12 protein-coding genes are annotated in these 11,896 nt (G+C 33.0%); 1 reads left to right on the top strand and 11 read right to left on the bottom strand.

Annotation, left to right across the window (positions count from 1 at the left end; genetic code table 11):
* Positions 1-203: 203 nt before the first annotated feature.
* The 6 genes from WA340_RS05820 to WA340_RS05795 all read right to left on the bottom strand — a co-directional run bounded on the left by WA340_RS05820 (position 204) and on the right by WA340_RS05795 (position 6,107).
* A complete protein-coding gene (locus WA340_RS05820) occupies positions 204-752 on the bottom strand; it encodes a hypothetical protein (RefSeq protein ID WP_336127829.1) in 549 nt (182 codons plus the stop codon).
* Between the two features lie 263 nt (positions 753-1,015).
* Positions 1,016-2,215: a hypothetical protein gene (locus WA340_RS05815; protein WP_205410263.1), complete on the bottom strand. Its 1,200-nt coding sequence runs from the start codon at positions 2,213-2,215 to the stop codon at positions 1,016-1,018.
* 10 nt (positions 2,216-2,225) lie between these two features.
* Positions 2,226-2,909, bottom strand: a complete 684-nt coding sequence (locus WA340_RS05810) for an ABC transporter ATP-binding protein (protein WP_336127828.1) — start codon at positions 2,907-2,909, stop codon at positions 2,226-2,228.
* Positions 2,910-2,925: 16 nt separating this feature from the next.
* Complete coding sequence (locus WA340_RS05805) at positions 2,926-4,128, bottom strand: ABC transporter permease (RefSeq protein WP_336127827.1); 1,203 nt, start codon at positions 4,126-4,128, stop codon at positions 2,926-2,928.
* A 4-nt stretch (positions 4,129-4,132) separates the two neighbouring features.
* Positions 4,133-5,350 (bottom strand): ABC transporter permease, encoded by a 1,218-nt coding sequence (locus tag WA340_RS05800; protein WP_336127825.1) that lies wholly within the window; start codon positions 5,348-5,350, stop codon positions 4,133-4,135.
* A 1-nt stretch (position 5,351) separates the two neighbouring features.
* Positions 5,352-6,107 (bottom strand): outer membrane lipoprotein-sorting protein, encoded by a 756-nt coding sequence (locus tag WA340_RS05795; protein WP_336127824.1) that lies wholly within the window; start codon positions 6,105-6,107, stop codon positions 5,352-5,354.
* A gap of 150 nt (positions 6,108-6,257) precedes the next feature.
* Between WA340_RS05795 and WA340_RS05790 the strand changes: the two genes are divergently transcribed.
* Positions 6,258-6,794, top strand: coding sequence for a TetR/AcrR family transcriptional regulator (locus WA340_RS05790; RefSeq protein WP_336127823.1), 537 nt, complete (start codon positions 6,258-6,260; stop codon positions 6,792-6,794).
* A 322-nt stretch (positions 6,795-7,116) separates the two neighbouring features.
* Here WA340_RS05790 and WA340_RS05785 read toward each other — a convergent pair whose 3' ends face one another.
* The 5 genes from WA340_RS05785 to WA340_RS05765 all read right to left on the bottom strand — a co-directional run bounded on the left by WA340_RS05785 (position 7,117) and on the right by WA340_RS05765 (position 11,830).
* On the bottom strand, positions 7,117-7,680 hold the full coding sequence (locus tag WA340_RS05785; protein WP_336127822.1) for a hypothetical protein: 564 nt from the start codon (positions 7,678-7,680) through the stop codon (positions 7,117-7,119).
* A gap of 164 nt (positions 7,681-7,844) precedes the next feature.
* Positions 7,845-8,219 (bottom strand): hypothetical protein, encoded by a 375-nt coding sequence (locus WA340_RS05780; RefSeq protein ID WP_336127821.1) that lies wholly within the window; start codon positions 8,217-8,219, stop codon positions 7,845-7,847.
* A gap of 662 nt (positions 8,220-8,881) precedes the next feature.
* On the bottom strand, positions 8,882-9,334 hold the full coding sequence (locus WA340_RS05775; protein WP_336127820.1) for a hypothetical protein: 453 nt from the start codon (positions 9,332-9,334) through the stop codon (positions 8,882-8,884).
* Between the two features lie 157 nt (positions 9,335-9,491).
* On the bottom strand, positions 9,492-10,580 hold the full coding sequence (locus WA340_RS05770) for a YbjQ family protein (protein WP_336127819.1): 1,089 nt from the start codon (positions 10,578-10,580) through the stop codon (positions 9,492-9,494).
* Positions 10,581-11,251: 671 nt separating this feature from the next.
* A complete protein-coding gene (locus WA340_RS05765) occupies positions 11,252-11,830 on the bottom strand; it encodes a hypothetical protein (protein ID WP_336127818.1) in 579 nt (192 codons plus the stop codon).
* Between the last annotated feature and the right edge of the window lie 66 nt (positions 11,831-11,896).

Here is an 11,896-nt window from a genome sequence, read left to right as displayed (position 1 = left end):
ATAGTTGTTCTCAATTTCAAAAATCAATTCGTTCTTATTTTTTGGAACTGCCATTTCTCGGTTTTGGTTATATGACGCACAACGGTCTCGTATAACCGTCAGTTACGGGTTTATATGCGTTAATTTTCGGTTTAGCACTGACGCTCGCAATTCCGAGTGGATTCGGACGTAGTCGAATCCGCCGTAATTGCGGTTATACATTGTTACTTGCAGTTTTTATTATATTCAGTCAATTCTTGAAAAATTCCGATATCTGTCATAATTCCAAATTCGATTTTTGGCTGACAATCCACTTTATTAAATATTATTCCATAAGGATGTTCCTCATTTTTTAATCGGTCAAGGTGTTTAATTCCGTTTTCTGTTGAATATCTGATTATTCTTTCCGTTACAATTTTAACTTTTAAATCAGTTTTCGAGATTGAGTCATAAACTTTATTTGCATAAAATCCGAAATCCGAATCTACTTCATAAAGACCTTCACTTTCTTCTCCGTATTGTTTGAGTAATTCTCCGAATTCCATTTCATTTGGGTGAAAAAACAAAAGATTATAATTGTCAATATCCAGAGTGTCAAGTTTCTCTTCGGTTTTCGATTCAATTATTTTTGGTGACTTATTTTTTTCAAAATTCTCGATGTTTTTTGGAATATCTACTTTTACTCCTTTAGCGAAGTCAAACATTTCAATTCCGAAATAGCCAATTCCGATAATTAAAACTCCAATTATTGTTATCAATATTCCTTTTTTCATTGGTTGGTTCAAATTGCAAGTAACGGTTAGTATAAGAGCAGTAGCGGATTAAAATGCAACTACTTTTCGGCAAGCAATATACTTAATTAAACGCAAAAACGGTTCGAGTTTGCACCCGAACCGCTATTGCTTTTATACAATGTTATGTGCTGCCTTTCCTTTTCAGGTGCGTTGGCTTGGTGGCTCTTTTGGATTTTTTAGCGTTGGATTGAGGGTTCGGAAAAATACAAATGTGCCACCAAATGTGTTGGCTGTACTTGTCGTTAAAAACTCCATTTCAGCCTTGTGAAAACATAGCTTCCAACTCCATTGTAAAGACTGTTTTTGTCGCCTGTGAATATTTGTGCTGCAATCAGTAAATTAGTATTTTCTGTCAGAGAGAAGTCAATTGTTGGGTTCAAGAAAATAGAGTTGTCGTCAATGTTCCAAATGGAATTTAAGTTGGCTTTTATTAATGGTGTAATGTCATAACCGACAGAAATGAAGGTTGAAACATAGTTGTTGATTAGTCCTTTTGCAAAAACGGGTTGAGTCAAAAATTGGATATTTGTGGTCTTAATAGGATTTGTATTTCCAATGAATTCAAGTCGGAAATTTAATGTGTTTGGCAGTGTGTAATCAAATGAAATGTCGCCTATAAAAGTCGGGTTTACGCCAACATTTTTGTAAGGTTGAAAATAGGTCAATTCTCCTTTAAAACCTGCATTCTTAATTTGGCCTGCCCAACCTGCACCAAGGGCAATATCTGTTTTGTATTTACCAACCAAAAATTGAAAGTCATATTCTTTAATATTTGTTTTGTAATTAGTTGCAAATATCATTTTGTCAAAAGTGCTATCAATGTTGGATGCGAATTCAATAGATGATAATGAACTTATATTGTACTTTACCAATGCAGCATCAGTTCCTCTGCGTTCTTCATAGTCAAAATCGAAAAATGAGTAAGCATTAAACAAATCGTTCGGGTTCCAAGCATACGTTTTCCCCCAATTTATTCGCTGTTTACCAATAATCGCTTGCCATTTATCTTTATCAAGTTTTAAGTTTGCACGGTCTATTGTTGAATGAATGAGGTAAGATTGCCCTTGCGAGACAATACCTCCTAAACGTATATAATCTAACGATTGATTAACTTGCTCGTCAAAATTTGGAATTTGTTGAACGCTATTCCCAAAGTAAATTCTATTTCTTGCTTCAGCATTAAGTGTAAGCCAAGAATTAGCGTAGTATTTAAAATTAACACGGTTATGTATTTGATTATCGAAAGACCATAATCCATTGAAAGAAGGAATAGCTACTGAAACCAAATCTTTCAGATACCCATTTATTTCAAACTTACTTGGATTGTTATTTTCAATTTGTTCTACATCAATTGTGTCTGTTGGATTAATGTTTTCATTTTGGGCAAATAAACCAAGGCTTGGAAAAAGAAGAAGAATTATTATAAGATTTGAATTTCGCATTTTTCATTTTTCATTTTGAAGTATCGCTTATCACTTTCCCATCTTCAAATACAATTACTCGTTTTGCCCTGTCAACTACTCTTTGGTCGTGAGTGGAAAAAATGAAGGTTGTACCTTCTTTTTGATTAAGTTCTTCCATAATGTTTAGCAAATCCGCAGTTGACTTACTATCCAGATTTGCGGTTGGCTCGTCAGCAATTACAAAAGTTGGTTTGTGAGCTAAAGCTCTTGCAACTGCAACTCTTTGTTGTTGACCACCTGAAAGTTTTGCAGGTCTTTCATTTATTTTATCTGCTAAACCAATTTCGGTAAGTAGTACGGTCACTCTTTTTTCTCTCTCTTCTTTTGGTTTCTTTTGCAGTTCCATTATAAACTCAACATTTTCTTTTACAGTTAAAACTGGTAAAAGATTATACTGCTGAAACACAAACCCAATATTGTCTCTGCGAAATTGTGTCATTTTGTTTTCGGATAATTCGCTTACATTTTTTCCATTGATAAATACATTGCCACTTGTGGGTGTGTCAATGCCACCTATCAAATTAAGTAAAGTTGTTTTTCCTGAACCCGAAGCACCTACAATAGCGGTAAATTCTTTTGCCTTAAATGAAAGGGAAACATCATTTACTGCATTTACTGGAACTGTTTTTTCGTTGTAAATCTTGCGAAGGTTTTTTATTTCTATTACGTTCATTTTATTTTTTTTGTTGTTAATCTCTTAATACGCCATTAGGCTTAATTCTCATTGCTCGGTATGCTGGTATTGAAGCAATTGCAACCGTAAAAATTATAGCAATTACAATTACCATTATTATAATTTCAGGATTCAATTTAGGATACATCACTGGTCTAATGCCTAACATATCAAGTCCTGAACTTATAGGCACACCTACCTTGCTGGCAATGAGAGTTAAAACATAGCCAAATAATATTCCTGAAACTGCACCTATCATCATAAGCACTCCTGCTTCATTTAGTAGCATTGAAAACACCTTGAATTTACTTTGTCCAATGGCTCGTAACATTCCTATTTCGTGCGTTCTTTCTTGAACTATCATATTCATAATATTCATCAAGCTAAACCCTAAACCTAAAATGACAATGATTGTAAAAAGAACTCCAACCATATTTATAAAAGCATCAAAAGCATTGAGTTCTGGCAATAATTCTTTCCAATTATTCACTTCATATTCGGCAGATAGCGTTTCCTGAATACCACTCTGTGTTTCTATTAATTTTGTTGGGTCTTTAATTTTAATAGCGATTTCTTGCGGTTCAGAAATTGAACCCAATTCTTGTAAATCGGTGTAATTTACAATTACCGTATTTTCATCAAAAGGTGTACTTGGTGTTGCAAAAATTCCTGCTACTCTAAAACTTCCGCCAACAATTTCCTCTTGAGTGTTCTTGAGTGTGATAATGATTTTTGATTTCAATTTCAATTTTAACTTGTCGGCAGTTTTCTTACTGATTAGAATTGGCATTCTCATATCTGTACTTAAATAGCTGCCTTCAACCAAAAAATCTTGTACTACACTTATTTCACGTTCAGTTGTAGGTTCAACTCCCTTAATTTCACAACCTATGCTGTTTTCAGGTGAAGCTGCAACTGCATTTGTGGATATGCGTTTTGCAACAACATCTACATTTGCGTTTTCTTTGACTTTCTGAATTACATTTTCTGCGTTAGGAATAAAAAGTGTAATGTCCTTGTCGTCTTGAAATCCCATTTTGTGAATTTGCAAATCACTTGTTTGTAGATTCTTCGCATCATCCAAACGCTGTTGGGATATAGACTTCATTAAATTTAATGTGAATAAAGCCATTGCAAATCCAAAGAAGGCTGCCAATAAAAAAACGGTTGTCCGTGTTTTGTTTCGCCAAATATTTCTCCAAGCTAATTTTGTAGTCATATTATTATCGTTTTATGGCTTCAGCCACTTTTTGTTTATTAATGATTTGAATAGGAAGCAAACTTGCAATTAGCATTATGCAGAAAACTATAAATGACATTAAAGCCCATAGTTTCGGTTTGATTCCAAATTGCATAATGGGTTCCACACCCATTGCCTCAAAAGATTTTGCACCATCTCCTGTCAATGGAATTGGGTGGTAGTACATAAAAATCATAAATGGAATTGCGATTGATAATCCTATAATAATTCCTGTAATGCCCAACATTAAACTTTCTAAAAATATCACAGTTTGTATTTGTGATTTCTGTAATCCGATTGCTTGAAGTATTCCAAATTCTTTTTTTCGTTCCAATGCCATCATTATGATTGTTCCGATTATTCCAAAACCCACAATTAAGAAAAGACACGAGGAAATCAAAATAAAAATGGTGGTATCAATTTTGAGCCCGTTCAAAATTTCAGGTATCATTTCATCCCAAGTCATAATTTCATAATTGCTACCCAACTTTGATTTTAGTTCTTTGGAAATTCTGTTTGTTTGGGATCTGTCTTTAATGTTGAGCATTAAAGCGCTACACATTCCAAATGCACTATTGTATTCTTGTGCCAAAGACAAAGGCATATACACCAACATCACGTTCATTTGTGGATTAGGAATTTTTACAATTCCTGATATTGGGTATTTACCTGCTGCTACATTTGCCTGATAACCTTGTCCGATTAACGCCAATGTATCGCCTACTGTAAGTTTTAAATATTTTGCTAACCCTTCTGCTATCACTACTTTTTTGCTCTTTGAAGTAAAAAAACTACCCTTTACAATTCTGTCTTTTACTTTGTTAAATTCATTTTCATTATCGCCATCAATGCCCAAAACCAAAGAAGCCTTTGAAGTTTTGTCTCCTGCGGCTAATGAGAAGTTTTGAAGTCGTGGAATAATTTGTGTAACACCTTCTATAGAGTTGATTTTGTCTATCAATTTATCATCATCCAAAAGCAAATCATTGATAGACTTATCTTTCCAATAATCCGCAGTATGTACTTGAATATATCCCACATTCTTTACACCTGCTTCTACCGTTTTATCGCCATTACCAAGCATTAAAGAACGCAGGCTAATTGTAATAATGATAGCAAAAGCAATACTGACAAGGACAATTACACTTCTTTTGCGTTTTCGCCAAATGTTTCGCCAAGCTAATTTTATAAGTTGCTTCATTTTATTTTACGGTTTTCATTTTTTCTTTTGAGAAAAAGTTATTGTCCAATTTCTCACTGAAATTTGCAGCTGAAATTGTTAAGATAGTCTTTTGTCCTTTTTTATTATTGGGTGTCATTTCTAAAGTGGTGGCTATTTTTTTACCTCCTACAGTTTTGAAATCACTATTGATAAGTGTGTTTATCAATGTTCCATCTTCATCATAGTATTCAGCTTTCCGTTGTAATATATCATCTTTGCTAATCCATAAAATGACCTTGCCCCAAACTACCGCTGCATTTGGTTTAGGTGTTGCTTGAATTTTATAACAAGTAACATTTTGAAATTTTTCTTCGCCTAATAGTTTATGCGTGTAGTCGTTCACTATCGAAGCTTCTTTTAATAAATTCTCATTCGTAAAATCTGAACCCATCCAAGATTGGCTCATTTGGGACGGTGAAATTTTGGTTACTCTTTCAATGGAAGGAAGCCAAGTCCAACCTTCCGATTTAATTCTCAAAGTCGAGATTCCTTTGTCTTTTGCAGGTGCTTGGATTACCATCATTCCGTAATCCGCATCTTTTGACCAAGATTTGACAGTGAGTTCTCTTGTCCATTTTGGACGCACTAATTTCATTGTCATATTCATTGAGTAAGCACTACTTCGAACATTGTAATAAGCCTTTTTTACGATTTCGGTTGGTGTGTCCGCTGGTGCAAACGCCATTAGAAAAATGGCGACTGAAAGAAAACCGTATTTTAGAATTGATTTTATCATATACTTCGTTTGTTTTAAAACTTGTTGTCTGTTATCGAATAACTTGTTTTATATTTGTAATGCAAAAATAGAATGTCTTAAAAAAACGTACAATAGCTAAATCGACCAAAGTGTCTGTTATGGAACAGATTCGGATAAAAGTTCAGTAAAATGAAGAAGAAAACTCAAAAGCCTGTTGATAGGCGAATTCAAAAATCAAAGAAGTATTTGTCAGATGCTTTTATAGCATTGATTTTAGAGAAAGGGTATGAAGCGGTAACAGTTAAAGAAATAATTGATAGAGCAAATGTAGGTCGTTCCACTTTCTACGCTCATTTTGAAAGTAAAGAACAATTACTCTTTAGTTTGCTTGGAACGATGAACGAGAAAAGTAAAGATGGGATAGATTTTGAAATGCTTTTCAATCACTGCGCAGACAATTTTCAAATTGCAAAAGCAATGTTGGGGAAGAAAGGTGGGGATTTAATTATCGGTCATATTCGAGATGTGATGAGTTTGAAAATTGCCAAAGATTTAAAACGTGATTCATCAAAATCAAAGTCAGAACAACTCAAAATATATTTTACAAGTGAAGCGTTGTCCGCTGCATTGGTCAGTTATCTAACAAATTGGTTGGATGAGGATATGCCTTACAGTTCAGAAGAAATGTCTGCAAAGTGTAATGAACTGGTCGAAAAGTTTACTTGATTGTTGTCAATCCATTCATCTTTTGGGGTGGTGGGTGGGCTTGGGTGCGGTTGGGCAAAATTAAATGTGGTGTTTTAGTGTGGGCTTGTGTGTTGGCAAAAACACCTCTTTTAATTTTGTGAAGGGTTGGCGTTTTGCATTCCTTCCATTTCAATGTTGCACTGTCGTTCGTTTTTTTAGGTTGCACATAACGGTCTCGTATAACCGCCAGTTACGGATAAATATACGAAGTTTTTCGGTTTAGAACTGGCTTTAGCAATTCCGAGTGGATTCGGACGTAGTCGAATCCGCCGTAATTGCGGTTATACATTGTTGTAGCACGTTATTTTTTGTTTTTATACAATTCTATCGCTTTTAAATAATTCATTCCGCCACTCTTTGTTTGGTCATTCAAAAATCCATTCAATTCAGGATGATTTTCCGCAATCCAATTTACAAGTTCATCCCTGTTTTTAACAAATTTCTCAACGTTAAATGAAGCGGAAGTCCTATTTATATTCTTTATTTTATTGTCTTCAAATTGTATGATTTCGTCTGTAACAATAGGTTCGTGATGAAGAAAGGAAATTCGCTTATCAGTTTTTGAAATTTTAGCTTTTACAATTCCATTTTCTTTTTCGATTTTGAGTATTTCGTAAGTCGGTTTGAATACAGAATCCCATTTTACCCATTCAGCGTATTCATTTCCGCTATATTTCTGTTCAAATCCGTCGTCAATGGTCGTAAATCTCTCGGTAATCAATTCAGTTGTTTTTAAAGGATCTGAATTGTCAATCGCAATGTAGAATTTTTCAACAATTTCCAGTTTGTCAAATTCCTTTTCAGAACTTCTACAGGATATAATTCCGATTGTCAATAGTAGTAATAATACTGTAGTTTTATTCATTCGTTTTTGGTTTGGGCTAATGTGCTACAACGTTTTTGGCTATGATTTGTTGCGGAAAAATCCGCAGGATTCTTTCCGCCGTAGCTGAAAGATAGCAAATTGCAATGAAATTCCGATAGGAATTTCAGCCGCAATGGATTATAGCCGTTGTTGTGCACTGGTTTTTATTTTAAGTATTTATCTATTTCAGATAATTCTAAAATCACAGAACTAAATCTAACATTAAAACAAGCATTTCCAATTCCGTAATCAATGTTGAATTCCATTTGATTTTTGTCTGTAAATGAAATTCCGAACTCGTTTAGTTTGTAATATCTAAAATCTATCCATTTCATACATTCGCTAATTTCAGGTATTTTAGAGTTTGATTCGTATTCAGTTTTGAGTTTGTCGTTTATTAGTTTTTCTAATTCGATTGCTTTTTGATTAAAAAAGTCAGAGTTTTTAACTTTTATAGTATCATTTTCGTTAATTTGAAACAGCTCGTATTTGTAAGAATAGCGACTTTTATAATCTGCTATTCCAGTTGATTTAAACAAGTGATTTTTAAATTCACAAGTTTTTAGAATTATGGATTCTGAATATTCATCATTTTTTTTATTCGATTCGGTACAGACTATTTTTAAGTCAACTTCTTGAGCTTTGACTTTACAGGAAAAAGTCAAAATAAGAGTCAAAATTATTATTAAGTATTTCATTTTCTCAACTTGTGCACAACGTTGGCGTATAAATTTCAGTTGCGGCTTAAAATCCGTAGGATTTTAAGTTAGATGCTAATTTAGCAAATTGGTATGAATTTCCGAAAGGAAATTCAGTAGCAATTGAATTTATACATTGTTGTGTGACGTTTCTTTATATTATTAACTTGTATTTTCCTTTGATTTTTTTGTTGTAAAATCGTCCAAAAGATTCAGTTTCTTTGTATCGAATCCAGATGTCAATTGGAACTTTATTATGTATATATGTCTTTTCCTTAGTAGATAAAAGGAAATATCCATACTTTTTATCACAAGAGTAAAATTCAGTTTTTAAAATCCAAGAACTTTTAGAGGTGTCACAGCTATCTATCAAGACAAAATTTGTCGATTTTATTTTTTTCAGTGCAGATTCGTACGAAGAAAACTCAGAGTTTAGATTTTTGCAATTTTGACTTTGACAAGAAAAATGTATGTTAATTAATAAAGTTATTATTAAATGAATTTTAAAAGTATTTATCAAGGAATAATTCAGCATCAATATACCCATGTTTTTTAGAAAGTTTTAAAATTTTTTTAGCTTTTGATTTATATTTTTTCTTTTTAAGTTCTTTCCATAAATTATAATATGAAACACCAGCTATATATTCAAATTCAGCATCATACCAACCCATTTTTCTAGAGCTTTCATAATAGTATATACATCTTGAAAAGTTCTTTAAGTTAAATGCTTTAAAGGCATCAGTTTTTGATTGGTTAAAAGCGTTAATATTTTTTTGTCTTCTTTCTTCTGCTATTTGGATAGCTAGTTTTCTGTTTTTTTCTGAAATTTCCGAGTTTTTCTGTAGAGCTTTACCTAAATCATCCTTAACAGGTTCAAGCTGTTTGTATGCACTACCATTCTGAGAAAAGCATATAAAGCTAAAAAGTAGACTAAATGTTAAAAGTTTTATTTTCATGTTTATTGTTTTTTCAAATGTTACACAACGGTTTCGGCTATGAGTAGTTGCGTGGTTTAGCACTTAACTTTGCAAGTACACACCAAACTGAAAATCCGCGAGGATTTTCAGAAGTACGCGAGAACAAGCAATTACTTATAGCCATTGTTGTGCGTTGTTATTTTGTCAATTCAGTTATTAATTCAATTTTATCTTCTAAATATTTGATAGCTTTATCGGGTTTTAATTCTGAAATTTTAAATCCATAAATATTTCTTTCACAACTTGAACAATATTCGCTGTCCGAATTATTGGTTTTACTACATTCACAAACCCAAACTTCCTTTTCTTTTGATGATAGCATTTGCTTTTTTGTAGTTTTCTCGCCACGTTCTTTAAAAGAAAGTTCAATTGATTTTTTCATTCGATTAAAACCGTCAATATCATTAAAATCGTAATGGGACTTATCAAAAGTAGAAATATTCAAACCAATTTTCTTTTTAGAAAGGTCTTCGTTTTCTATGAGTTCAATTGTTTTGTCAAAATCTAAAAGAAAAAGCTCTTTTATTATTGTACTAACTTTTGATGTTGAAGCATTTTTGTCATTTGTTATGAGAAAGGAATATAAGTCTTCACGTCTTTTATCGTCTGGAAGATTGTCAATATATATTTTTAATTTTTCTACGTATTCTTGAACAGTTGATTCAGGGTGATTGCCGTTAAGTAAAGAGGATAATTTGTTTAAAAGATATGGAAGGATTTCAGTCATTTGATTTCCAGTAATAAAATTCCAAGTTTCATTATTCAGATTTAAACTGTCATTTTTAGCTTTTTTGATTATGGAATTTCTATTTCTTAAATCATTAACCTCGTCCACAGAAATTTTTTCGGCTATTGTTTTGTGTTTTATGTCATTTTTTCTCTCTAATTCGGAAATAACAGCAGTTCCAATAGCTGTAATCATAAACATTGATTTTCCTTTTCCAGAAATTTCATCAATGTCAATTTTTAATCCTAACACACAGTTACCTCCAACTTCATAGCACGAATATTTTATTTTTTTGATTGCGTCTTCGTAGATTGAGTTTAGCCTTTTTTGGTAAGAACTAGATTTGCCTCCAAAAACATCTGTCAAACCGCCTAAAAAGTCACTAAATACATTTGTTCCTAAAACTATATGTGCAGAAATAGGTTGAAGGTGTTTGATTATTTTCATCCCTTCAATTGATGAAGTTGTAGTAACTAAAATGTCTTTTGGTCTTGCCATATTTTAATGTTTTATCGATTTTTTCATAATAACGCACAACGGTTTTGTATATGGAAAGTTGCGGGTTTGCGTGCGAGGAATTTCCGAAGGAAATTCAGACGTAGCAAACGTGCAACGACCATAGAATTAAGCACAAAATAGCAATTTTTTATATACGTTGTTGCCAACTGTGCTTTTTTTATTTCAGTATTTTTCTTTTCAGAGTTCGAGTCAGTTCGTCAGCTTTTCAATTCCGCAAACTTGCTCAAATTCCTATTTATTTTTTTTCGGCAGAGTTGAAATCAGACGTAATTTTTGCGTTAAGTTCCGTTTTCCGAATTTCTATCATTAGTTAAATTCCGCACAGCAATTCAGTCAGATTTTGAGTGGGCAATTCCGACGTTGCTTTTCATTCCGCATTTGAGTGAGAATTCAGCGTGATTTTCAGAATTCCGCAACATAGTTTTTTCGTTTTTACTTTCTTAAAATTCTAAAAAAAATCGAAAAATAAACTAGCCGTTTTTCAAATCCGCAAACTTGCTCACGCATTGTTGGCAACGGTCTCGGCTATGATTTCGTTGCGGAAAAATCCGCAGGATTCTTTCCGCCGTAGCCGAAAGATAGCAAATTTGCGTTGAATTCCGATAAGGAATTCAACCGCAATGAATTATAGCCATTGTTGCCAACTGGCTTTATTTTACTAATTCGGCCAGATAAACGATTCCGAAAATCCAACCAATATAGAGTAGGGTATAAGTCAGCGAGTAAACTGCTGAAATTCCAATATCTCCTTTTGTATCTTTTGATTTATTAAAAACAAATTTTAATGCTCTAAAGAAAATCCAATAAAGCATTGCTAAAATTATAAATAGCGAAAACCAAAAAACGGCTTCCAAAACTATCAGTAAAATCACAAACAATATTGACATCGCAATCCATAGCAAAATTGACAAAATCAGTCCTCCAATTCCATCTCCAACTGAAGGTAATTCAATAGTTGGTCCTGTTCCGCTATTTGCAATAAAATCTCCACTTTTAAAATTCCGAAATTTTGGAAAATTGTCAATCAGTCCAATTCCAGTGTAAAGTCCATAAGTCATAAATAGGAATAGTGCTGTAGCTATAATTCCGAGTGACAAATAGAGATTTGAAGTCAAACTCCGATTGTAATTTATTCCAGTTAGATAAACAGTCAGAATCGTAATTCCAATTACAAGTAATGAAACTATAAAAACAGATTTTCCTTTCAGATATGGTTGTTTGGTTTTCAATTCAGAGCGTTTTTGTCAGCTTGTTGGCAACGGTCTCGGCTATGAGTAGTTGCGTGGTTTAGCACT

The organism is Mesoflavibacter sp. CH_XMU1422-2 (assembly GCF_037029245.1).
Taxonomy (GTDB): Bacteria; Bacteroidota; Bacteroidia; order Flavobacteriales; family Flavobacteriaceae; genus Mesoflavibacter; species Mesoflavibacter zeaxanthinifaciens.
This window is presented reverse-complemented; position numbering and strand designations above follow the sequence as displayed.

Bases quoted from the DNA above. Each gene is read 5' to 3' on its own strand.
- WA340_RS05820 (WP_336127829.1), bottom strand. From the start codon at position 752: ATGAAAAAAGGAATATTGATAACAATAATTGGAGTTTTAATTATCGGA.
- WA340_RS05815 (WP_205410263.1), bottom strand. From the start codon at position 2,215: ATGCGAAATTCAAATCTTATAATAATTCTTCTTCTTTTTCCAAGCCTT.
- WA340_RS05810 (WP_336127828.1), bottom strand. From the start codon at position 2,909: ATGAACGTAATAGAAATAAAAAACCTTCGCAAGATTTACAACGAAAAA.
- WA340_RS05805 (WP_336127827.1), bottom strand. From the start codon at position 4,128: ATGACTACAAAATTAGCTTGGAGAAATATTTGGCGAAACAAAACACGG.
- WA340_RS05800 (WP_336127825.1), bottom strand. From the start codon at position 5,350: ATGAAGCAACTTATAAAATTAGCTTGGCGAAACATTTGGCGAAAACGC.
- WA340_RS05795 (WP_336127824.1), bottom strand. From the start codon at position 6,107: ATGATAAAATCAATTCTAAAATACGGTTTTCTTTCAGTCGCCATTTTT.
- WA340_RS05790 (WP_336127823.1), top strand. From the start codon at position 6,258: ATGAAGAAGAAAACTCAAAAGCCTGTTGATAGGCGAATTCAAAAATCA.
- WA340_RS05785 (WP_336127822.1), bottom strand. From the start codon at position 7,680: ATGAATAAAACTACAGTATTATTACTACTATTGACAATCGGAATTATA.
- WA340_RS05775 (WP_336127820.1), bottom strand. From the start codon at position 9,334: ATGAAAATAAAACTTTTAACATTTAGTCTACTTTTTAGCTTTATATGC.
- WA340_RS05770 (WP_336127819.1), bottom strand. From the start codon at position 10,580: ATGGCAAGACCAAAAGACATTTTAGTTACTACAACTTCATCAATTGAA.